The 22,945-nt window shown below is 60.4% G+C and carries 23 protein-coding genes; 7 read left to right on the forward strand and 16 right to left on the reverse strand.

All coding sequences use genetic code 11. The features are described 5' to 3' along the window. Positions 1–5: 5 nt before the first annotated feature. Positions 6–1,592, reverse strand: coding sequence for a tryptophan halogenase family protein (locus ABNT42_RS03165; RefSeq protein ID WP_348693899.1), 1,587 nt, complete (start codon positions 1,590–1,592; stop codon positions 6–8). Between the two features lie 242 nt (positions 1,593–1,834). Here ABNT42_RS03165 and ABNT42_RS03170 point away from each other — a divergent pair, with 242 nt between their 5' ends. Both ABNT42_RS03170 and ABNT42_RS03175 read left to right on the forward strand, forming a co-directional pair. Further along, positions 1,835–4,261 (forward strand): TonB-dependent receptor, encoded by a 2,427-nt coding sequence (locus ABNT42_RS03170; protein WP_348693902.1) that lies wholly within the window; start codon positions 1,835–1,837, stop codon positions 4,259–4,261. Between the two features lie 180 nt (positions 4,262–4,441). Further along, entirely contained in the window at positions 4,442–4,909 is a 468-nt protein-coding gene (locus ABNT42_RS03175; protein WP_348693905.1) for a helix-turn-helix transcriptional regulator, read from the forward strand. 127 nt (positions 4,910–5,036) lie between these two features. Here ABNT42_RS03175 and ABNT42_RS03180 read toward each other — a convergent pair whose 3' ends face one another. Together ABNT42_RS03180 and ABNT42_RS03185 are read right to left on the reverse strand one after the other, a co-directional pair. Further along, a complete protein-coding gene (locus tag ABNT42_RS03180) occupies positions 5,037–6,389 on the reverse strand; it encodes an MFS transporter (protein WP_348693907.1) in 1,353 nt (450 codons plus the stop codon). A gap of 103 nt (positions 6,390–6,492) precedes the next feature. Beyond that, on the reverse strand, positions 6,493–7,821 hold the full coding sequence (locus ABNT42_RS03185; RefSeq protein ID WP_348693910.1) for a GH1 family beta-glucosidase: 1,329 nt from the start codon (positions 7,819–7,821) through the stop codon (positions 6,493–6,495). Positions 7,822–8,050: 229 nt separating this feature from the next. On the opposite strand from ABNT42_RS03185, the gene trmB reads away from it, so the two are divergent. Further along, positions 8,051–8,731, forward strand: a complete 681-nt coding sequence (gene trmB, locus ABNT42_RS03190) for a tRNA (guanosine(46)-N7)-methyltransferase TrmB (RefSeq protein ID WP_348694019.1) — start codon at positions 8,051–8,053, stop codon at positions 8,729–8,731. A 61-nt stretch (positions 8,732–8,792) separates the two neighbouring features. On the opposite strand, the gene ABNT42_RS03195 is transcribed toward trmB, so the two are convergent. From ABNT42_RS03195 to ABNT42_RS03245, 11 genes are all read right to left on the reverse strand, one after another. Further along, a complete protein-coding gene (locus tag ABNT42_RS03195) occupies positions 8,793–9,302 on the reverse strand; it encodes a hypothetical protein (protein WP_348693912.1) in 510 nt (169 codons plus the stop codon). Positions 9,303–9,356: 54 nt separating this feature from the next. Then, positions 9,357–11,141: an amidohydrolase gene (locus tag ABNT42_RS03200; protein ID WP_348693914.1), complete on the reverse strand. Its 1,785-nt coding sequence runs from the start codon at positions 11,139–11,141 to the stop codon at positions 9,357–9,359. A gap of 77 nt (positions 11,142–11,218) precedes the next feature. Further along, positions 11,219–13,042, reverse strand: coding sequence for a DNA helicase RecQ (gene recQ, locus ABNT42_RS03205; RefSeq protein WP_348693917.1), 1,824 nt, complete (start codon positions 13,040–13,042; stop codon positions 11,219–11,221). Between the two features lie 28 nt (positions 13,043–13,070). After that, positions 13,071–13,907, reverse strand: a complete 837-nt coding sequence (locus tag ABNT42_RS03210; protein WP_348693919.1) for an undecaprenyl-diphosphate phosphatase — start codon at positions 13,905–13,907, stop codon at positions 13,071–13,073. Between the two features lie 109 nt (positions 13,908–14,016). After that, complete coding sequence (locus ABNT42_RS03215) at positions 14,017–14,919, reverse strand: LysR substrate-binding domain-containing protein (RefSeq protein ID WP_348693922.1); 903 nt, start codon at positions 14,917–14,919, stop codon at positions 14,017–14,019. A gap of 261 nt (positions 14,920–15,180) precedes the next feature. Continuing rightward, entirely contained in the window at positions 15,181–15,885 is a 705-nt protein-coding gene (locus ABNT42_RS03220; RefSeq protein WP_348693925.1) for a hypothetical protein, read from the reverse strand. Next, positions 15,882–16,139, reverse strand: coding sequence for a hypothetical protein (locus ABNT42_RS03225; RefSeq protein ID WP_348693927.1), 258 nt, complete (start codon positions 16,137–16,139; stop codon positions 15,882–15,884). Before ABNT42_RS03225 ends, ABNT42_RS03220 begins: the two co-directional genes overlap by 4 nt. 50 nt (positions 16,140–16,189) lie before the next feature. Beyond that, complete coding sequence (locus tag ABNT42_RS03230; protein ID WP_348694021.1) at positions 16,190–16,462, reverse strand: YkgJ family cysteine cluster protein; 273 nt, start codon at positions 16,460–16,462, stop codon at positions 16,190–16,192. A 56-nt stretch (positions 16,463–16,518) separates the two neighbouring features. Further along, complete coding sequence (locus ABNT42_RS03235) at positions 16,519–17,283, reverse strand: alpha/beta hydrolase (RefSeq protein WP_348693930.1); 765 nt, start codon at positions 17,281–17,283, stop codon at positions 16,519–16,521. Next, positions 17,283–18,296: a M14 family zinc carboxypeptidase gene (locus ABNT42_RS03240; protein ID WP_348693933.1), complete on the reverse strand. Its 1,014-nt coding sequence runs from the start codon at positions 18,294–18,296 to the stop codon at positions 17,283–17,285. Before ABNT42_RS03240 ends, ABNT42_RS03235 begins: the two co-directional genes overlap by 1 nt. Positions 18,297–18,359: 63 nt before the next feature. Next, on the reverse strand, positions 18,360–18,536 hold the full coding sequence (locus tag ABNT42_RS03245) for a hypothetical protein (RefSeq protein ID WP_348693936.1): 177 nt from the start codon (positions 18,534–18,536) through the stop codon (positions 18,360–18,362). Positions 18,537–18,783: 247 nt separating this feature from the next. Between ABNT42_RS03245 and ABNT42_RS03250 the strand changes: the two genes are divergently transcribed. The 4 genes from ABNT42_RS03250 to ABNT42_RS03265 all read left to right on the forward strand — a co-directional run bounded on the left by ABNT42_RS03250 (position 18,784) and on the right by ABNT42_RS03265 (position 21,989). Further along, positions 18,784–19,428 carry a TetR/AcrR family transcriptional regulator gene (locus ABNT42_RS03250; RefSeq protein ID WP_348693939.1) on the forward strand — a complete coding sequence of 215 codons (645 nt, stop codon included), beginning with the start codon at positions 18,784–18,786 and terminating at the stop codon, positions 19,426–19,428. Between the two features lie 169 nt (positions 19,429–19,597). Then, a complete protein-coding gene (locus ABNT42_RS03255; RefSeq protein ID WP_348693942.1) occupies positions 19,598–20,251 on the forward strand; it encodes a protein-L-isoaspartate O-methyltransferase in 654 nt (217 codons plus the stop codon). Positions 20,252–20,268: 17 nt separating this feature from the next. Further along, a complete protein-coding gene (locus ABNT42_RS03260) occupies positions 20,269–20,592 on the forward strand; it encodes a rhodanese-like domain-containing protein (protein WP_155432689.1) in 324 nt (107 codons plus the stop codon). 68 nt (positions 20,593–20,660) lie between these two features. Then, on the forward strand, positions 20,661–21,989 hold the full coding sequence (locus ABNT42_RS03265; protein WP_348693946.1) for a TolC family outer membrane protein: 1,329 nt from the start codon (positions 20,661–20,663) through the stop codon (positions 21,987–21,989). 135 nt (positions 21,990–22,124) lie between these two features. Here ABNT42_RS03265 and gloA read toward each other — a convergent pair whose 3' ends face one another. Further along, entirely contained in the window at positions 22,125–22,532 is a 408-nt protein-coding gene (gene gloA, locus ABNT42_RS03270; protein ID WP_348693948.1) for a lactoylglutathione lyase, read from the reverse strand. Positions 22,533–22,597: 65 nt separating this feature from the next. Beyond that, a complete protein-coding gene (locus ABNT42_RS03275) occupies positions 22,598–22,855 on the reverse strand; it encodes a hypothetical protein (protein WP_348693950.1) in 258 nt (85 codons plus the stop codon). Between the last annotated feature and the right edge of the window lie 90 nt (positions 22,856–22,945).

The following is a 22,945-nucleotide window of genomic DNA, read 5'->3' on the forward strand; positions in this document are numbered from 1 at the left end:
CTCCCTTATTTTTTTCGTAGCATGTGTTCGATCAGCGCGCGATGCGTGGGCAGATCGGCCAGCGCCCTTTGTGCGACCTGTTCGATCATGCGGAATTCTTCGCGTGCTTCGTCGGCGCGGCCGAGCGTGCGTGCATTGGCGTATAGCGCGGTCGGATACTCCATCCCGTAGAGCACGTACTGCCAGCTAGAGGGTGGGTACATCTCGTAATCCACCACGAAGTCCAGCCGGTGCGGTGCGCGCGTGCGCCACATGGCCAGCTTGTCGCGTAGTGCCGGGCGGATGCTGGCCGGATCAGTGTTATCGATCCAGAACTGGCTGTCCTGGCGCTGGCTCAGGCAGTAGTGCAGCTTGACGAAATCGGCGATGCGCTCGTAGCGCGCCGTCATCATCTCGTTGTAGAGCCGCGCTGGCGCTGCCAGTTCGCCGTCATGGGGGAACAGATAGCCGAGCAGATAGGCGGCGGTTTCGATCAGGCCGATGCCGGAAGCTTCCAGCGGTTCGATGAAGCCGCCGGACAGACCGATGGCCACGCAGTTGTGCACCCAGTGCTGCTTGCGGTAGCCCAGATTGAGCGTGAGCTGGCGCGGTTCCAGCCCGTTGGCGGCGGGGCCGATGTAATCGCGCAGCACCTGCTCGGCACGCGCCGCATCCATGTGCCGGCTCGAATACACATAGCCTATACCGCGCCGCTGCTGCAGGCCGATATCCCAGGTCCATCCTGCGGCGTGTGCGCTGGAGATGGTGTAGGACGGGATGGGCGCGTCGGCCTGTGCGTAAGGCACCTGCATGGCCAGCGCGCGGTCGACAAACAGGGTGTCGCTCAGGCTGTGGAACTCCGTACCCATGGCGGCGCCGATCAGGCTGGCGCGGAAGCCCGTGCAATCGACGTACAAATCGGCCATCAGGCGGCCAGCCTGCGCCGTGTGCACGGCGGCGATGGCGCCATCGGCGCCCAGTTCCACCCGCTCTACCGTGGCCGCAATGTGCTGCACGCCCAGCGTGCGCGCATGAGTGGCCAGCAGCGTAGCGAATTTGCCGGCATCGAAATGGTAGGCGTAATTGAGCGGCCCCATGAAGTCGGCATCGGTCGGGCGCTTGGGCGCGTGGCACGCATCGGCAACAGTCTTCTGCATCGTGGCAGCGGCCGCAAAGCCTTTACCTGCAGGCGCCATGCCTTGCAGCCAGTAGGGCAGTAGCTCCGGTCCGCCGGGCCGCTGACTGGGCAGGCTGAACGGATGGAAGTAGTGGTCGTTACCGGCGCTGCCCGGTGCGCGCACCCAGTCGTTGAAGCGTATGCCCTGCTTGAAGGTGGCATCGCATTCGCGCACAAAGCGCGCTTCATCGATGCCGATCGCGGCCAGCGTGCCGCGGATGGAAGGGAAGCTGCCTTCGCCCACGCCGATGATGCCGATGTCGGGCGATTCCACCACGGTGATGCGCACACTCTGTGCATCGGCACCGGTGCCCAGAGTACGGGCCAGAAAGGCGGCAGTGAGCCAGCCGGCGCTGCCGCCGCCGACAATCATTACGTGTTGGACAGGGCGCGGGGTGGCGCTGTGCGCCATGGCTGCAGGGCTGCTGATGGACATGCTGGTGGTCTCCAAGGTGAGGCTGTGTTCCGCAGCGGCGCGCTGGCCGATGTTGCGGAAACAACGCTTCGAATATTTTTCGTTTGACATCCGTGATTTGAATTATGTACCATGAAAACGATTTCACAAAGAACGAAAACGGTTTCACAACGTTTGAAAACGTTTTCATACAACATGAGATCGTACTTTATACGATAAATGTAGCGACGCCCCCGTAGCGTTTGCTACGACTAAGGAGACTTATGAACGTCCACGTACCGCGCACCGGGAAGCGCCTGTCGTCCCCGATCCAGCTGGCTATCCTCGCTCTGATGGCTGGCTCCGCCCACGCTGCAACCGATGCTGCCGCCGAAGTGGCAGCCAAAGAAGCGGCCGCTGCTGAAAAAATCAGCACCACCATCACCGAGGTGTATGTAACCGCTACCAAGCGTTCCACCTCGCTGCAGAAAACGCCGGTTGCCGTGACCGCAATCAATGCCGCCGCCCTTGATGACAACCACGTGCAGACTCTGCAGGACGTGGTGAATCTGGTGCCGGGCTTCGCTGCTACCGGTCAGGGCGACCACGGTGTGATCACCATGACGCTGCGCGGTATCGGTAACGATAGTGCCAAGACCGAATACGCCGATCCTGAAGTGGCCACCTTCGTCGATGGCGTGTACTCGCCACGTCCGGAAGGCGCTACTGCGCTGCTGTTCGATCTGGAAGCGATCGAAGTGCTGCGCGGCCCGCAAGGTACGCTGTGGGGTCGTAACTCCACCGTCGGCGCGGTCAACATGCAGACCGTGAAGCCGGAAATCGGCAGCAAGGCCGGTAATTTCGAAGCGGGCTATGGCAGCTACGGCCGTCTGGGTGCACGTGGTGCAGTGAATATTCCGCTGAGCGACACCATGGCGATGCGCGTGGCCGTCGTGCACGAACAGCACAATGGCTATGTCGACTATCAGCGTGCGCCGGACGTCTCGCTGGCGGCCCAGCATGCGGCAGCCGATCCTGTGATCGCAGCATGGAACAAAGCCCATCCGGGCAACCCGATCGGCTTCCAGCCGATCAACCCGAATCTGTTCGTCAGCAATGGCCAGAAATATAGCGCGCAGGATCAGAGCGCAGCCCGTCTGAGCTTCCTGTGGCAGCCATCGTCCGACCTGAAATGGAACATCGCTTACGAACACTATATGGATCGCGGTACGCCGAGCATGAATTTGATGCAGACGCCGCGCGCCGGTCAGGACTTCTGGTCCGCGCTGATCGATACTGCACCGAACGTCAACCGTGATTCGCACTCGGTACGCAGCCGCGTTGACTACAACATCAATAAAGATATCAGCCTTGCCTACATCGCCGGCTACGCGCGCTTCAACGGCTCGTCCACCTTCGATCAGGATGGCGGCGCCAACCTGCCGACCAGCTTCACCACGGGCGGCAACTTCCAGGCCAATAACACGGTCTGGTCGAAGTACAAAAACTACAGCCACGAACTGGAAATCCAGTCGACCGGCAAGCGCGATGTGGACTGGCTGCTGGGTCTGTACTACGCGAACGAAGACAACGGCATCCGCTTCGACATTCCGATCATGAACGGTACCGAGCAGGGCACTGTGGGCTGGCAGGGTTCCTTCATCCAGCCGAAAGAAACCGTGGATTCCAAAGCCGTGTTCGGTCAGGCCACGTGGAATGCCAGCGATGCGCTGCACGTAACGGGCGGCCTGCGCTACACCTCGGACGAGCGCAAAAACATCGGCGGCACCAACAATGGCTGGAGCGATTCGAATGCACCGCAAGTACCGGTGAATCCGTCGATGAATCCGCTGGCTCCCGGCTCGGGCTTCTCGACCTACCAGCATAACGATGCCACCTTCAACGACCACAAGCTGACCGGTCTGGTACGCGTGGGCTACGACATCGACAAGAACAATATGATTTACGCCAGCGTTTCGACCGGCTACAAGTCGGGCGGTTTGCAGGATGGCGGCAAACCATACGGTTCCGAAACCCTGACCAACTACGAGATCGGTTCGAAGAGCACCTTCCTCGGCGGCGCGGTACGCATGAACAACTCGGCCTACTACGAGAAGTTCAAAGGCTTCCAGTTCAGCGCACCGGTGACCAATCCCGATGGTACGCGCGGTCTGGCCACCAGCAATGCAGAAGGCGCCAAGGTCTGGGGTCTGGAAACGGAAATCGCTGCCAAGATCACTGCGGATGACCGTATTCAGCTGACGGCTGCCTACACCAACGCCACCCTCAAGCACCTGATCGGCGGTAGTAACGACTATGCGCTGCCAGCCTGCCCGGTAGCCGGTATCAGCACCTGCCTCGACGTGACGGGCAACACCATGCCGCACTCGCCGAAGTTTGCCGCGCAAGTGATGTACCAGCACCGTATCGCACTGGCCAACGGCACGCTGACGCCGCGTATCAGCGCCCACTACGAAACCGCCAGCTGGCTGAGCGTGTTCAATCTGGGTGAACCGGACAAGCAGAAATCGTACACCCGCACCGATCTGGGTCTGCGCTATGAAGCTCATTCCGACTGGTACTTCGACGCCTATGTCCGTAACCTGGAAGATGGCAAGATCAAGACCAGCGCCATGAATGCCAACGGCCCATGGCAAGCGCAATACCTGCCGCCGCGTACTTTCGGCATCAACGTCGGCAAGACTTTCTAACCGTAGTACTTCTCCCTCTCGACACCCCCGTCCTGCAAAGGCCGGGGGTTTTTTTATGGCGGGGGCAGGCCCCTAAAAATGATGATTTGCTATGCTGTCGTGTCACTGTCGGGTCGTTTTCGTCACCGACAGCACGAATTTCCGTCGAAACTCTAGGTTCTCGAGCAATGGAGCATACGCATGATACTCAAGCAATTACGGCTTAGCCGTCACCTGTCGCAGGAGCAGCTGGCCCAGATGTCGGGCCTGAACGTACGGACTATCCAGCGGATAGAAAGTGGACAGAAGGCTAGTGTTGAGTCGTTGAAGTGTCTGGCTGCTGCGCTCGAAGTTGATATCCCCACCTTGGAACAGGAGAAATTCGTGATGGATAAGCATACGGAAAATTGGAAAAAACTGCCGCTTTGGCTCAAGTGCATGTTTTCCCTGAACTTCCTCGAGATTCATATCGCACGTACCACCTCGCGCCGGATCACTATCATTTCCCACGTCAGCGGGTTTTTGTTTTGCCTGCTTGGCCTGATGAACCAGGCCGCGCTGGTTGGCGGCCTCATCATGCTGGCCCATGCCTATCTGTTCAGCTTCCTGACGTGGCTGGGAGACAAGCACGGCATCTGGTACGACTCGCCGGACACTGCGCTAGCCTGAGCGCGCAGGCAAGTGGCGCAATTCTTCAGCAGCGCGAGTGCCTTTAAATTCTCGATGGACAATTTCACTTGCATGGGACGCGCAAAAAAAAGGCAGCCTGCGGCTGCCTTGTGGGTCGTGCAGAGATTTAGCTCTTCTGGTGGAACGGCGCGTACCACGTGATCAGGAACGACGGGATGGTGGCGGCCATCACCAGCCAGAAGTAGTGCACATAGCCCAGCGCCTGCTGCAAATGGCCGCTGACCACGCCCGTGACCATCATGCACAAGCCCATCAGGCCGGTGCCGAAAGCGTAGTGGGTGGTGGTGTATTTGCCCGGTGCCAGTTGCTGCATCAGGTAGATCATGAAGCCCACCGAGCCGAAGCCGAAGAAGAATTTTTCGATCGCCACACCGGCACAGATCACGACCAGATTCTCCGGCTGCCAGATGCTCATCAGCAGGAAGGTGACGTTAGGGATGTTGACCGCGCAGCACAGCACGAACAGGGTGGATTTCAGACCGCGCTTGGCGACAAACATGCCACCCAGCAGCGACCCCACCAGCACGGCGATCAGGCCGTAGGTGCCGTAGATCAGGCCTAGCATTTCATTCGACAGCCCCAGCCCGCCTTGCGCCACGGGATCGACCATGAAGAACGGGCCGATCTTTTCCAGCATGCCTATGCTGAGACGGAACAGGAAGGCGAAGCCTATCATCAGCCACACATCGCGCTTCTGGAAGAAGGTGACGAAGGAGTCCTTGAGCAGAAAGGCTGCCTGCGCTACCGAGGTGGGGGCATTCTCTGCCTTGGCGCCATCGGGCATCACGCGCGCATGCCACAGCGCGGCCACCACGATGATGGCGGCGACGAGGAAGAAGATGATGCGCCATGCGTCTATCCATTCGGCGCCGAAGCTGCCGGCGGCGTGATGGAAGTACTGCGTGTGCAGCCAGCCGCTCAGGTACACCATGCCGCCCGAAGCGACGATGGGGCCGATATTCCAGCTCAGGCTCTGGATGCCGCAGAACAGCGACTGGGTGGGCGCATCGAGCGAGGTTACATACACGCCGTCCGAGGCGATGTCCTGCGTGGCACCTACCAGCGACAGCACGCCGAACAGGAACACCATGATGGCCATGTAGTCGGGCAGCGACATGGCCAGCGCCACACCGGCAAAGCCGGCCGCAATAATCAGCTGGCTGCACAGCACGAAGAATTTTTTGGTGCGGTACATTTCCACGAACGGCGCGAACAGCGGCTTGATGGTATAGGCCAGTATCAGATAGCTGGCGTACTGCGCGGCCTGACCGTTATCCATGCCGAGGTTTTTGAACATGATGGAGGTGACGCTGGTGAGCATCATGTAGGTCAGGGCCATGGTGAAATAGCCGCTCGGTACCCACAGCATGGGCGTACCGCGCGCGAACATGGCGCGCAGCAGAGATGGGGGCTGCTGCGCCTCGGCGGCGGGCGGCAGGGTGGATGGGGCAGTGGGCATGGTGTCGTCCTCAGGAAACTGGTCAGATATATAGCACAGACTCTGCGGTCTGTTGAATGGAAAACGCCGGCGTGCAAGCCGGCGTGGTGAAAACAGGGTGGCGTCAGGCGGCGCGCTGGCGCTGCTGCTGGAGGTAGGCACGGTACCAGTGGGCGCTGTGCTTGAGCGTACGCTTCTGGGTGGCGTAGTCGACGTGCACGATGCCGAAGCGCTTGGCGTAGCCGGAATTCCATTCGAAGTTATCGAGCAGGCTCCAGAGGAAGTAACCCTGCACGTTCACGCCTTGCTGCATGGCGTCCTTGAGCGCTTTCAGATGGCGCTCGACGAAATCGATACGCGCCGTATCGGGTACTTCGCCGTTGACGACGCTGTCCGGACTGGCCATGCCGTTCTCCGTGATGTAGATGGGCGGCAGATCGTATTCGGCTTTCAGCTTGAGCAGCAGTTCGGTCAGACCGTCCGGGTAGATTTCCCAGCCCATGTCGGTCTTGCCCAGTTTGCATTCCGGCTGGCGCGGCGGCGTTTCGGCGCTGCAGTAGGCGCGGAAGTAGTAGTTCACGCCGAGGAAGTCGATCTTCTGCTGGATATCCTTGAAGTCTTCCGGATGCACCTCGGGTGCATTTTCGCCATGGCCCTGCAGGGCCAGTGCCGGATAGCGGCCTTTGAAGATAGGGTCCATAAACCACTGCACCGAACGCGCATATTCGAATTCGGCCATGGCCTTGTCGGCGGCGCTATCGGTGGCAGGATCGGCGGTCCACTGATTGAGCACAATGCCCAGCTGGGCGCTGCTGCCGACGGCGCGCATGGCCTGCATTGCCAGCCCGTGCGACAACAGCAGGTGGTGCGATACCTGAATCGATTGTTTGAGGTCGGCCACGCCGGGCGCGAACTGGGCATTGCCATAACCGAGGTTGGCTGTGCACCATGGTTCGTTATGAGTTGAAATCGTTTTCACGCGATTGCCAAAACGGCGCGCGACTTCGGCGGCATAGTCGGCAAAACGGTAGGCCGTGGCGCGATTGAGCCAGCCGCCTTCGTCCTGCAGGCCTTGTGGCAGATCCCAGTGGTATAGGGTGATGTGGGCGCTGATGCCGTGCTTGTCGAGTTCCGTCAGCAGTCTGTCGTAGAAGGCGAAACCGGCTTCGTTCCAGTCGCCTTTGCCGGCGGGCTGCACGCGCGACCACGCCATCGAGAAGCGGTAGGCATCCACGCCCAGTCCCGCCATGATGGCCACGTCTTCAGGGTAGCGGTGGTAGTGGTCGCAGGCGATATCGCCATTGCTGCCGTCGATGACGGTGCCGTTGCGGTGGCTGAAGGTATCCCAGATGGACGGGCCTTTGCCGTCGGCACTGGCGCCGCCTTCGATCTGGAAGGCGCTGGTGGCTACGCCCCAGAGAAAATCGGGCGGGAATTGGGTGAACTCGGTCATTTTTGTGCCGTTTTGTGGGTGAACATGGGTGCTTACGGTCTAGTCCAACGTTTGAAAACGTTTTCATATCTCCTGTTGCGATTAAACCCGAACTGCGTCAGGGTGTCAATCTTTTGCTGAAAACTACGCGGGATATGGCCGGCGCCGCCTGATATAATGCGCCCTCACTGAATTTCTGCCCGTTTATTCCATGTCTTCCGATACTCCAAAAGACGGCCCAGCGCGGCCTATGCTGTACGACCCGACCGAATACCGCATCCGCAGTTTCGTCACCCGTGCCGGTCGCCTGTCGACGGCGCAGGCGCGTGCGCTGGAAGAACTGGGTCCCCAGTTCCTGATCGAATACAGCAAGGCGCCGCTCGACTATACGCAAGCGTTCGGCCGCAAGGCGCCGGTAGTGCTGGAGATCGGCTTCGGCATGGGCGGCACCACGGCGCACATCGCTGCCGCGATGCCGGACAAGGATTTCATCGGCGTGGAAGTACATACGCCGGGTGTTGGCAGTCTGCTCAAGCTGATCGGCGAGCAGGGCCTGACCAACCTGAAAGCCATCCAGCACGATGCGGTGGAAGTGCTGAACCAGATGATTCCCGATGGCTCGCTGCATGGCGTGCACATCTTCTTCCCCGACCCGTGGCACAAGGCGCGCCATAACAAGCGCCGTCTGATTCAGGGCCCGTTCGTGGAACTGCTGGTGAAGAAGCTGGAAGTGGGCGGCTACCTGCACTGCGCCACCGACTGGGAAGACTACGCGGTACAGATGCTGGAAGTGCTGGGCGCGGAACAGGGCCTGCAGAATACGGCGGACGGCTATGCGCCGCAACCGGCTTATCGTCCGCTGACCAAGTTCGAGAACCGCGGCCTGAAACTGGGCCACGGCGTATGGGATCTGGTGTTCACCAAGAAGTAAGCCCGACCGGCCGCTGTGCCGGACTGGCTGAGGACCGGACTGCGTGTCCGGTCGGCCGGAGCTAGCGTTCCAGCGGCTCCATATCCAGCACCACCACATAGGCAAGGCGGCCGTTCTGCCACTTGCCGCCGCCGCGCACCTGCGCGTCGCAGGTGGTGATCTGGCCTTCCACCTCTTTGCGTTTCAGATGTTCGCGGAAGGCCACGGCGGCCTTGGGCGACAGATAGCCCACCATGCGGCCCGCCAGAAATACCGCGACTGCCGCACTCTCATACGGATTCACATCATCGGGCAGCAGCGTGGCCAGATAGGGCGCGGCGGCCGCCTGCTCGCCATGCTCGCCTGCCAGTTCCTTCAGGGTGGGCTGGTAGCGCGATTCCGTCACCACTTCCACCAGATAGCGGCCGTCATCGGACCAGTGCAGCGCGGCCGGCACGGCTGGCAGCGTGGGTTCGTACGGCGTTGCTGGCATAGGCGGCAGCACCATGGGCTGGGCCGGATTGGTCGCGATGATCTTGCGTATGGCGTAAGCCGCCGCAGCGATGATCAGCAGGGTGAGTGCAATTTCCATGACTATGCCATTCAATTAAAGGCCGACATCTTAACCCATGCGCGGCAGCGCGGATCAGTGCATGCCTTCGGCCTGATACACGATCTTGCCGCCCACCATGGTTTGCAGCACGCGGATGTTGGCGATATCTTCCGCTTCGATACGGAAGAAGTTCCGATCCAGTACGATCAGGTCAGCCAGCTTGCCCACTTCCAGCGAGCCCGTTAGCGCTTCCTGCCGCAAGGTGTAGGCAGCGTTGATGGTGGCGGCGCGCAGCACGGCGGCGCGCGGCATGCCGGCCTGCGTGCCCAGCGTACCGGCGTATTCCTTGCCGGCGTCTGGTGCCGCCGTGCGGGTCACACCCACCTTGAGGGCAAACCAGATATCCAGCGGATCGACCGGCCAGTCGCTGCCATAGGCGATGCGCGCACCGGCGTCGAGTAGCAGCGACTGCGGTTCGACGATGGCGTAACGCTGCGGCCCCATATAGTCCTTCAGGGCGCCCACCGTATCCGGCGCCGGTTTGCCCCACTGTAGCGACAGCACAGGCGTGACATCGAGCTGGGCGAAACGGCCGAAGTCGGCCGGTGCGACGATTTCATCGTGTGCCAGCGCCGGACGGACTAGTGCACCGGCCGGTGTGGCGCGCAGCGCAGCGATGGCGTCGAGCGAGGCACGCACGGCGCGGTCGCCATCGACGTGGATGTGCGGATCGATGCGGGCCGCTGCCAGTTCGTTCAGGGTTGCCGTCAGTGCTTCTGGCGAGAAGTAGTTGGCCGGGCCGTTATGCGGACCCGGTTGCCAGTTAGGCTGCTGCGCTGTGCCCTGATTGACCAGATACGGTTCCAGCATGGCACCGGTGAAGGCCGGGGCGGAGATCACGCCATCCATGAACAGTTTGGCGTGACGTACCTGCATGGATGGTGCCACGCGGGTTGCGCCCTGATCGAACTGCTTCTGCTGTTTGAGTAGCTCGGCCACGGCGCTTTTCGGCGTGGCGCCTTTGTCCAGATCGATCAGCACGGCGAAGTGGCCGCGTGCCGTCAGCTTGCCCTGCTTCTGCAGCGTGCTGAAGGCCGTCATGGTCTCGGGGTCAGTGTAGGCATCGAGGAAGCTGGTGATGCCCTGCTTGCGCATGGCTGCCAGTGCCGCTTTCGAGGCAGCCAGATTTTCTGCCACCGTCAGCGGCGGCAGCAGATTCATGGCGGCGTCCTGCGCTGCATCTTCCAGCAGGCCAGTGGCCTTGCCTTGCGCATCGCGTACGATCTTGCCGCCGACCGGATCGGGCGTGTCGTCCTTGATGCCGGCTAGCGCGATGCCTTTGGAGTTGAGCAGCGAGGAGTGGCCGAACGAGGAACGTACGATGATGGGGCGTTCGGTTTTCAGCGCATCGAGCGTGGCGGCGCTGGTTTCTATGCCTTCCGGCTGCATCCCCTGCTGGAACCAGTTGACCACCACCAGCCAGCGCTTGCTGTCGGATTTCTTGTCCTTGTCTAGGCAAGACTGTATGCGCGCCTGAAACTGCGGCACGGTGAGGTTTTCGTAATCGAGGCTGCAGTTGAGCAGGCGGCTGCCGCCAGATTGCGGGTGCATATGGCCATCGATCAGGCCTGGCATCAGCATGCGGCCCTGCAGATCGATCACGCGGGTTTTCTTGCCGGCCAGCGCCTGTGCGCCGGCGTCATCGCCCACATACACGATGCGGCCGGCGCGTACGGCTAGCGCCTGCTGTACGCTATCTTTGGCGTCTACCGTGTAGACGTAGCCGTTGCGGTAGATGGTGTCGGCCGGCGCGGGCGCGGCCTGTACGTAACTGGAAAAACAAAGTGCGAGTGCTGCGCTAAGACTGAACTTGATCATCTGACCGGCTCCATTAGGGCATGGCGACGACAGTCGCCCGATGCTGCATGATACCGTGGAAGCGCAGTTCTGTAGCGTTATTCCATGTCGCGGATGATGGCGACAATTTCGTCGCCATAGGAGGCCAGCTTTTTTTCGCCCACACCGGAAATGCCGCGCATGTCGGCCAGCGTAGTGGGGCGGGCTTTGGCGATTTCGCGCAGGGTGGCGTCGTTGAAGATGATGTAGGCCGCCACGTCGTGCGCGCGCGCCGTCTCCACCCGCCACCAGCGCAGCTTGTCGAAGATGGCCTGTTCGCGTGGCGACAGGTCGCTCTCCACATAGCCTTTGCTGCTGCGGCTGGAACTCTTCTGCTTGACTGGCTTCTGGTACTGGCGCAGCTGCACCTTCTGTCCGCCCTTGAGTACGGGGCGGGCCGCATCGGTGAGTTTGAGTGAACTGTATTGTTCGTGATCGACCGTCACCAGACCCAGTGCGATGACCTGACGCAGAATGGCGCGCCATTCCTGCTCGCTGCGGTCAGCGCCTATGCCGTACACGGATAGCGAATCGTGATGCCACGTCTTGATGCGTTCTGTCTCCATCCCGCGCAGCACTTCGATCACATGGCCGGCTGCAAAGCGCTGGTCGACGCGGTAGATGGCCGACAGCAGCTTCTGCACCGGCACCGTGCCGTCGAACGACACGGGCGGTATCAGACAGGTATCGCAATTGCCGCAAGGGCCGGCCTTTTCGCCGAAATAGTCGAGCAGGCGCACGCGCCGGCAACTGAGGGTTTCGCACAGGCCCAGCATGGCATCTAACTTGGTGCCAAGCACGCGCTTGAAGGTTTCGTCGGCTTCGGACTCGTCGATCATGCGCCGCTGCAGCACCACGTCCTGCAGGCCGTAAGCCATCCACGCGCTGGCCGGCGCGCCGTCGCGGCCCGCCCGTCCCGTCTCCTGATAGTAGCCCTCGATACTCTTGGGCAGATCGAGGTGGCAGACGAAGCGCACATCGGGCTTGTCGATGCCCATACCGAAGGCGATGGTGGCGCACATCACGATGTTTTCTTCGCGCAGGAAGCGGGCCTGATTGGCAGCCCGTTTGGCGTGCTCCATGCCGGCGTGATAGGCCATGGCGCGCACGCCGTTCTCGTTGAGGAATTCGGCCGTCTCTTCTACCTTCTTGCGCGACAGGCAGTAGACGATGCCGCAATCGCCGCCATGTTCGCTAGTGATGAAATCCAGTAACTGCTTGCGGCCATTGGTTTTCTCGACGATCTGGTAGCGGATATTCGGCCGGTCGAACGAGGAGACGAACTGCATGGCGTCGTCCAGCTGCAGGCGGTGGACGATTTCGGCGCGGGTCTGCGGATCGGCCGTCGCCGTCAGCGCGATGCGCGGCACATCGGGGAACTGCTCGTGCAGCACCGACAGGCGGATGTATTCGGGCCGGAAGTCATGGCCCCATTGCGAGACGCAGTGCGCCTCGTCGATAGCGAACAGGGCGATCTTCGAATCCTGAAACAGGTTCAGGCAGCGCTCCGTCATCAGCCGTTCCGGCGCCACGTAGACCAGATCGAGCTGGCCGGTACGCACCAGCCGTTCGATGCGGCTGGCTTCTTCGTAAGTCTGGGTGGAGTTCAGGAAGGCGGCGCGTACGCCCACTTCTGCCAGCGCGTCCACCTGATCCTGCATCAGCGCGATCAGCGGCGAGATCACCACGCCCACGCCGTCGCGCACCAGTGCAGGAATCTGGTAGCACAGCGATTTGCCGCCGCCGGTAGGCATCAGTACCAGCGCATCGCCGCCTGCACACACGTGGCCGACGATGTCCTCCTGCTGGCCGCGGAAGGCCGGATAGCCGAACACGGTTTGCAGCAGGTGGAGAGCTTGTTGCTGGTATTGCGCTTGATTCATTGAGACAGAAAGGTTTTACTGCTTGGGTTTAGTCCGCCCACACCACCATGCCGGTATAGGCGGTGACCAGTACCAGCAGGCCGAAGGCAATGCGGTACCACGCGAAGACGGTGAAGGTGTGGGTGCTGATGTAGCGCAGCAGCCAGCGCACGCACAGGAAGGCCGAGACAAAGGCCGCCACGGTGCCGACCGAGAACAGCGGCAGGTCGGCGGCCGACAGCAGCGCACGTTCCTTGTACAGCGAATACACTGTCGCACCCAGCAGGGTAGGGATGGCGAGGAAGAAGGAGAATTCGGTGGCTACTTTGCGCGACAGGCCGAACAGCATGCTGCCCATGATGGTGGCGCCGGAACGGCTGGTGCCCGGAATCAGCGCGAAAGCCTGGGCGATGCCGATCTTGATGGCATCGACCGCCGTCATGTCGTCGACCGAATGGATGCGCACCATGGCCGGATTATCGCGTTCGCGTTTTTCCACCCACAGGATCACCAGACCGCCGATGATGAAGGCCAGCGCGACCGGCACGGGCGCGAACAGCGATGCCTTGATGGCTTTGCTGAACAGTACGCCCAGCACGGCGGCCGGCAGGAAAGCGATCAGCACATTGATGGCGAAACGCTGTTGTTTGGGATCGCCCAGCCCCGTCAGCAGGGCGGCGATGCGGGCGCGGTATTCCCAGCAGACGGCGAAGATGGCGCCAGCCTGAATCACGATTTCGAACACTTTCATTTTTTCTTCCATGCCCTGGAAACCCAGCAGATGCTCGGTCAGAATCAGGTGGCCCGTGGAAGAAATCGGCAGAAATTCCGTGAAACCTTCAACCAGACCCATGATCAGGGCTTTGAGTGCGAGAACGATATCCATGAGGTAGAAAAATGTGAGTAAGAGTGGAACGGTGGGCTAGTCATGCCGGGGTCGAAGCTTACCATGCCGGAACGCCTGCGACCTGAATCTCACGCAAGCGTAATGTAAATTAATTATCAGTGCAGATGGTCTGCATGTCGGCCACTTCGGCGTGCAGCCAGTCACAGAAATGCCGGATTTTGCTTGTGCACTTCTTATCGGGCGCAATGATGATGTAATAGCCGCGCTGGTAGGGCGGACTCTCGCAGCGCATCATTTTCAGGGCACCGCTGCGCAGATCCTCGCAGGCGATGGCGTAGGACACCAGTGCCACGCCCTGTCCGGCCAGTGCGGATTGCACCATCACGGCGAAGTTGGAATAGCTGCGGGCAAAATTGTAGCGTCCGTGTAGTACATGATTCTGGCGCAGCAGGGCGATCCAAGTATCGGTGGTGAATTCGTGCAGTAGCGGATAGTGTTCCAGCTCGGCCAGCGTGATCTCGCTGGCGCCGGGCCGCAGCAGGGCCGGGCTGTACACGGCCACCAGCCGGTCGCAGAACAGCAGGTCGTGGTCGCCCGGCGAGACAACGGAGGTACGCAGCGCGATGTCGGTACTGCCGTCCTCCATATTGGCGATGCGATCACTGGAGTCGATGCGGATGTCGATTTCCGGATAGCGCTGGGTGAAGCGGGCGATACGCGGCACCAGCCATTTGATGGCGAGCGAGTGGGTGGTCGACAGGCGCAGGATTTTTTCTTCGTCGCCATCCTGCAGCGACGCCACTTTGCCCTGCAGTTCGCTCAACGTGCGGCGTACCGTGGTGGCCAGTTCCTGGCCTTTTTCCGTCAGCGTGATCTGGCGCGGATGGCGCACGAACAGATCGAAGCCCAGCGCTTCCTCCAGCTGGCGGATCTGCAGGCTGATGGCGGCGGGCGTCTTGTGCAGCTCCTGCGCGGCCAGTTTGAAACTGCCCCAGCGTGCGGCGCAATCGAAATCGAGCAAGCCGGACAGGGAGCGCAATGGTTTGCTCATGAATAAGTTTTTCTTATCTATGCGGAGAGAATAACTCGTTTGATCGTGCCGAGTCGCTGCAGCAGAATATATCCCATCAGTTCGCGAATTTCCATAGACAAGTTTTTCTTGAGGGGAACATCATGACTTCAGCTGCAAGTTGCACCCATTCTGCTATCTGCAAGGCCCGGCAGGAATATCGTTGGGCCGCACGTTTCCGTGCTGAACTGTTGCGCCTGTTAGCCCAACTGGCTCGCAGCTGATTGTCGTTGCCTGAAAGGTTTATCGGCTCTCGGTACGAATACGTGGCTTTTTGTTTGCCGCTTGAAATGCTGTTAGCCGGTCTTTTGCCTCGGCATACTGACGCTCTGTTAGCAATTTGGCGCCGCTAGGAAGGAACCAGCCGATGACGCAGGTATTGTCACGAAGAGATATCTGGATATGCGTATTGGCGTGGAAGCCAGAGGTAGGAGCAACCGCCTCCCCTTGGTGAAAAGCGGCCCGTACGGCTTGAAACGCTGGAAGAGGCGGATCTTGCGATTCCCGTGCCTTATGGAGCCAGGTAAATACAGCGCTGTCCAACGCGCGATAAATGACGTCGGTGTCGAAATCGCTGGCGGGTCTGTTCGCGGGGACTGGTTTCCCGGCGGCAGAAAAACCATAGGCGAAGGTCTGATATGCCAGACTGAATTCTTTGATACCCGCCTGGGTCGTCATATCTAGCCAATTTTGTACTTGCAGAACGGCGCCAACGACTGCAGGCGTCGCGATGGGTTTGGCGGTGTAACGTTTTTCCGGATTGCGCTGCGATGCCTGGGCAAATAGTAGGGCGCGTTCCACATCGCCCTCGAAAAAGTAAGCACCAGGTCCTAACCAATCGTACTGGTTATTGCTATGGCTCAGATGTTTCAGGCGGCCGCTGATCAAATCATCACGTGTAGTGATGTCGCATCCGTGATAAACGATGAGGGCAGAACCTAAACTCACTTAAACTTGCGTGCAAGATTACCGGCCTGCGTGATGATACCGGCTTGGCGTGCAACGTTTATGGCTTGTTCAGCAGACATCGCATACGGATTTTTGGTCGGTATTGATAGCGATGCTACTTTCACTCCGTAGCGCTGGGCAATGGAAGTTACAGCAACTGCGAACTGCACGTGGTGCGTGGTATGTACAGCCTTGCTTTGCTGGAGTTCACCTTTCGGGCTTGCGAGTTTGGTTCTGGCTTTGGATATGCTCATAGAACTTTTCTCCCACAGCAGGTATGCAAGCGCAATTTGCGGGCGCCGCGTCAGCTTTGTGCTTGAGTATCAGGGGTAGTTGCTCGTTCCAGTGTTGCTAGCCAGTGGATGGCATATTCCCGGCTGGTTCCGCACATTTCCGCCGATGGTTGAAGACTACCACAGAAGGCAGGGCGTTCCGCCATGCCAAAGATGCGGCAGCGATGATCTTCCCCAAGCTGTATGCATCTCACCCCAGCAGGTTTGCCATCTGGCATTCCTGGTATCGGGCTCGTAATAGACGGGGCAATACAGCATGCACCGCAATTGTCGCGGCAGTTCATGGCTGGCTGGCGGCAGCGTACCGCTTTGGCTGAGTACTTTTCATAGGGGCGGTATTTTACGCTGCTTTGCTGCTGGCCACCCAGCCAGCAATCTGCTGCGCCAGCCATGGCCCTGCATCGAGCGGCAGGTCGTGGCCCGCGCTGGGATGCAGCAGCACGGGCGTGTGCCATGCCTGTGCCAGCCCCAGCGTGCAGCGATGGTCCACCAGCTGGTCACCGGCACTGGCGATCAGCAGCAGCGGTAGATCCGGTCGCTGCGCCGGTGCACGAAAGCGTGCCGCCGCCCATAGCTGGCGCAAGGCATTGCGGCGCGAGACGGGGCATTCCTGCTGATAGCCTAACCATTGTTCCACCAGCGCGGCTCGTTGTGCGGCCTCGCCGCTGTGACTGGTCAGGCGCAAAATCAGCTGTTCCTGCGCGCGTTGCCCGCCCTGCAGCAACTGGCGCACGATAGCGCCGTAGTTCTGCCAGCGCAGCCGGCGGTAGAACGGGCTGTAAGGCCGCATGCTGGTATTGACCAGTACACAGCGGCGCAACTCGTGCGGATACAGCGCTGCCCACGTCAGCGCCACCATGCCACCCAGCGACAAGGCCAGCAGCGAGTAGGGCGGGGCAATGCCGGCCTGCTGCAGTTGCTGGCGGCAGGCTTCCACCATCTGCGCCACACTGGCGGGACTGCTGTCGCGGTAGCGGCTGCCGTTACCGGGCAGGTCAGGCGTAATGCATTGTGCTTGCGGCAGCGCCGCGGCCAGCAACGCAGGGAATGCGCCCCAGTGGCGTTGCTCGCGCACCAGTCCCCGTAATAGTATCCAGCGTTCCATCAGCCGTACCACTGGGTCAGGGCGCGCTTGTGCTGCACCTTGCGCGCCATGCCGGACGGCAGCCATGACTGATGGCTGATGGTGGCGCGCATAAGGAAATCGAACCACGTCAGGTGGCGCCGCAGCACGCGCTGCTGGCGATGGTGGGCCGTGGGGTTGAACATGGCGATGCGGTCGAACAGCTGGCGGGGATTCTTTTTCACCCACAACCATGAGCCCATTTCCAGCGTCAGGGGCAGGAACACCCGCTCGCTGCTGCCTGTGCCATTCAGATACAGGTAGTCCCACAGGTCGCCATGGGTGCGGTATTGCCGGCTCTGGGGCTCGAACACATAGTTGTGGTTGGGGTAGCTGGTGCTAAATAGCTGCTCCAGTGCGGCCACATCGGCCAGATGGGGAATCGGCGTGCTGGTATGGGCATGGGGGAACCAGATGCGGTCGCGCAGGCCGAAGCCGGAGTGGCAATCCAGTGCCAGACTGAACTGGCGCGGCAGCAGTTCGCGCGTGACGAAATCGCACAGGGCGCGGCTTTCCGTTTCCATCGGAGCATCGGCGGCGCCGCGATACCACGGCAGGTGGCGGCTGTAGCGCTGCCCGCCCAGCAGGAAAGGCACGCGGTCGGTGGCGCTGACGGGCGCATTGCGCATCAGGTCCACGCCTTGGGGATTGCAGCGCGTGGCCTGCCACATGCCGCCCGGATTCACCAGCGGCATGAAGACCAGCCGCAGCGCAGCCAGTTGCTGATGCAGGCTATGATCCCAGCGCAGACGTGCCAGCAGGCTTTCCAGAAACGCCAGCACGATCTGGGTGCCGATGCGTTCGAGTCCGTGGATGCCGCCGAAAAAGCCCAGTGCCGGTACTTGCGGATCGGGATTGCCCAGTGTGATGGTGTAGACGGGGAAGTCGCGCCCGTCCATGGCCACGCTGCAGGGGGTGGCTACCTGCAGGTGCGCGGCGCCTTCGTCGATCAGGCGTTTCAGGGTGATCAGCTCGGGCAAATTCTTTGCTGGCATAGCGACCTACACGATGGGTGGTGTCGCTAGTGTAGCCCAGTTGCCCTGTGCTGATGCGGCGATTTACTTGGCGTGCATGCGGCGGATCGCGTCCTGTCGTGCTCGGTCGCGTGCGGCCAGCAGGTTGGCCGCATACGAGGCTTTGCGCGCACGTTCAAGGGCGTCATGCAGGGTTTCCTTGCTGCGCAGGGCGCGCAACTGGGCTAACTGTTCGCGGGACATCTCTGGCTGTATGGACATGCTTACCTCGCTAGTGGGAAGAATGCGGCTGTGAAAGACCGCCCATGCCAGGCATTATACAGATTTGATCAAATATCGCAAATAAATCGAATTTATTTCAAAAGTATTCAATTTAACTTATTTGCATCGTGCTCCCCGCTGCTGCCGGCCGCCCTAGCCTTGACGCTGGCAAGGCTTGCGATTATATTAATGACCAATAAGTAAGTTAATCGCCAGCCTAAAAAAGTTAGTTAAATCAAGAGCCTCCATGCTAGCGTCTCAAGAAACCAAGCCTCGCTGGGAGCGGCGCAAAGATGCACGGCCGCAGGAATTGCTGGCCGCTGCCCTGAACCAGTTCGTCGAACGGGGGTATGCCGGTACGCGACTGGAAGATGTGGCGAAAAGTGCCGGCGTGTCGAAAGGAACGCTGTACCTGTATTTCGCCAACAAGGAAGAACTGTTCAAAGCCGTGGTGCGGGAAAACATCGTCCACCCCATCGGTGAAGCAGAACTGGAAGCAGCCCAGCACGACGGCCCCAGTGGCGCGCTGCTGCGTGCCATCCTGTTCAAGTGGTGGCACCAGATCTGTGCCACGCCGCTGGCAGGCATCACCAAGCTGATGCTGGCCGAAGGCAATCATTTCCCCGAACTGGCGCAGTTTTACAACGAAGAGGTGGTGGCGCGCGGCAACCGTCTGATCGCCAGCGTGCTGGTGCGCGGCATCGAACGGGGCGAATTCCACCCCGTCGATCCGCTGGTGATGACCCCCGTGCTGGTGGCACCCGTGCTGATGCTGATGATGTGGACCCACGCCTACATGCCGGATTGCGGCATGCCACCGATCGATCCGGATGCCTTTATGGCCACCTTTACCGAGGTCAGCCTGCGTGGTCTGGAAGTGTCGCCAGCATGATGGGCAGGGGGCGTGGCTGCGTCAAACTTGCCATTTTGGTAGGTTCAACCCCCTTAAACTGCAGACTGTCGCAATTTCCCGCGAAAACCCCGTCATATCGTTAATATGTGCCTCGATGCCAGTTCAACGATAAAATGACGGTTTGTTTAATCCAGACCCGAGTCAAAAGATGAATATCGAACAAGCCCGCTTCAATATGATCGAACAGCAAATCCGTCCATGGGACGTCCTCGCCGCGGACGTGCTGGACCTGCTGCATGTGGTGAAACGTGAGAATTTCGTGCCGGAAGCCCATAAAGCGCTGGCTTTTGCCGATGTGGAATTGCCGCTGCCGGGTGGTGCTTACATGCTGGCACCTAAGATCGAAGCCCGTCTGCTGCAGGATCTGAACCTGAAGAAGCACGAAAGCGTGCTGGAAATCGGCGCCGGTTCGGGCTATATGGCGGCGCTGCTGGCGCACAAAGCGCGTCATGTGACGACGGTAGAAGTATCGCCAGAGCTGAAAGCGCTGGCAGAAAAGAATCTGGCCGACAACGGCGTGAGCAATGTGACGGTAGAACTGGGCAATGCGGCCCAGGGCTGGAGCACTGGCGCACCGTTCGACGTGATCGTGGTTTCGGGCTCGCTGCCGGAACTGCCACCGGCCCTGCTGCAACAATTGAGTATCGGTGGCCGTCTGGTCGTCATCATCGGCGCATCGCCAGCGATGAAGGCCCAGCTGATCACCCGCACCGGTGAAGCTGGTTACGACACCCGCACCCTGTTCGAAACCGACGTGAAACCACTGGCTTCGGCTGTGGCACCGTCGAAGTTCACGTTCTAAGCGGAGCGGAGTCGTCAATGCAGCATCTGAGTGCTCTGGAACTGGCGGACTGGCTGGCAGATAGCGGCCGGCCTGATCCCGTCCTGCTGGATGTGCGTGAGCCGTGGGAATTCGAGACCTGTCATATTGCCGGGGCTCAGCTGATTCCCATGCACACCATTCCGGCCCGTATCGATGATCTCGATGAAGATGCAGCCATCGTCTGCATCTGCCATCACGGTGCGCGCAGCCTGCAGGTGGCCGCCTATCTCGAGCATCATGGATTCGGCAAGCTGTACAACCTGACTGGCGGTGTCCATGCATGGGCGCTGCAGGTCGATAGCACGATGGCAAAATACTGAAGTGCCGGCGCGGCGTCAGCACTGGTGTGAAAGGCCGTCTTTTTTTGATGACTCCCGTGGAGAAAGCAATGCAGAAACCCCTTATCGCCGTGCTGATCACCAGCGCCCTGTTGACGCTGAACGTTACGACCGAGGCACAGGCGGCTGACCTGATCCAGATCTACCAGCAGGCACTGGCCAACGACGCCACCTATGCCAGCGCCCGCTCGTCGCTGAGCGCGGGTCAGGAACGCATCATTCAGGGGCGCGCCGGTCTGCTGCCCAGCATTTCGGCCAGCGGCAGCAATCTGCGCAACAGTGGTGATGTCACCGCGCCGAATATTTTAGGCATCCGCACCAAGAACGATACCGATTACCACAGCAATGCCTACACGGTATCGCTGACCCAGCCCCTGTTCAACTGGGCTAACTGGGAAAGCTACCAGCAGAGCAAACTGGCGACGGCGACTGCCGAAGCCTCCTTCGCGCAGGCCCAGCAGGATCTGATTACTCGCGTGGCACAGGCGTATTTCGATGTGCTGACGGCGCAGGACAACCTGACTTCGACCCGCGCGCAGAAAGTGGCCACTACCGAGCAGCTGGCATCGGCCAAGCGTAACTTTGAAGTGGGTACCCAGACCATTACCGATACCCACGAAGCACAGGCCGCTTACGATCTGGTGGTGGCAGCGGAATATGCCGCCATCAACGATCTGGATAACAAGCGTGCGGCGCTGCAGGTGATCATCGGCCAGATGCCGGGTGAACTGGCACCGCTGCGTACCGGTGTGACGATTACGCCACCGTCGCCAGCGGCAATGGAACCATGGGTCAGCTCGGCTGAAACCCAGAACTACGGTGTGGTCGCGGCCAATCTGAATGTGGAAATCGCCAAGCGCGAAATCTCGCGCAACCGCGCCAGCCATATGCCGACGCTGAATCTGGTGGCGAGCTCCTCGCACCAGAACCAGACGGCCGGCCAGACCGTCAACAACAACGCCATCGGCGTGAGCTGGAGCGTGCCTATCTTCAGCGGCTTTGCCGTGACCAGCAAAGTGCGTGAAACCATCGCGCTGGAAGACAAGGCACGCAACGATCTGGAAGCTACCAAGCGCGCTGCCGCGCAGGGCGCCCGTGCCGCCTATCTGGGCATGAACAGCGGTCTGGCACAGGTGAAAGCACTGGAAGCAGCGGAAGTGTCGAGCAAATCTTCGCTCGAATCGAACAAGCTCGGTTATCAGGTCGGTGTGCGTATCAACATCGACGTGCTGAATGCGCAGAAGCTGCTGTATTCGACCCAGAAAGATCTGTCCAAAGCCCGTTACGACACCATCGTCAACGGTCTGCGTCTGAAGTCGGCCGCCGGTTCGCTCAAGGAAGAAGATCTGGCAACCATCAATGCCATGCTGGTGCACTGATCTAGCTGCATTGAAACGAAAAGGGCGCCGAGGCGCCCTTTTTTTCTAAGGTCTGGATGCATGCAATAGCTGCCCCAAACCTGCCTTCCTTGCGGAAGGTCTTGCAAGCCCCTTGCGGGAATACTTCCAATTAGCTTACAGGCCGGCGCCGGCGCCGTCGAAGCTGCGTTCGATCAGTTCGATCTTGTAGCCATCCGGATCGGTGACGAAGGCGATCACGGTGCTGCCACCTTTGACGGGGCCCGGTTCGCGCGTGACGGTGCCGCCGTTGGCTTTGACGGCGTCGCAGGCGCTGTAGATGTTGTCCGCCGAAATGGCAATGTGGCCATAGGCCGTGCCCAGATCGTAGCTGCTCACGCCGTAGTTGTAGGTCAGTTCCAGTTCGGCGTGCTCGGGGTTGGAGCCGTAGCCGAGGAAGGCCAGCGTGTACTTATATTCGGGATTATCGCTGGTGCGCAGCAATTTCATGCCCAGTACGTTGGTGTAGAAGGCGATCGAGCGCTGCAGGTCGCCGACGCGCAGCATGGTGTGCAGAATACGCATAATGGTCTTTCTCAGGTGTGCGGGAAAGACAGAATTCTATGCGTTTTGGCGCAGGCGTGCCGGACTCAGTCGCGTTTGCTGCCGGGCTGGGGCTGTGCCTGCCCCGACGGCCGTTTGCCGCTCTCGGCGCGGGTGGTTTCCGCACCGGGCTGGTTGTGCCGGTCGGTATCCACCAATCCTTCTGCGATGTCGCTGGCGGCCTGCCGCATCACGCTGCGGTGAGGTGTCAGTTCGCTTTCGGGCGATTCGTCGCGTTCATGCGGCATACGCGGCACGCCATCGTTGCGGCGCTTGGCGCGGGTGTTGATCTTGGTGTCATGCATGGCGTTCTCCTCGTGCGCGGTGAAATTCGATGCTAGTCCTGCGCTGCATCGGCTGTCGCCCGATACGGTGAAAGGGCAGCGTTGCTAAAA

It is taken from the genome of Duganella fentianensis (assembly GCF_964031615.1).
Taxonomy (GTDB): domain Bacteria; phylum Pseudomonadota; class Gammaproteobacteria; order Burkholderiales; family Burkholderiaceae_D; genus Rugamonas; species Rugamonas fentianensis_A.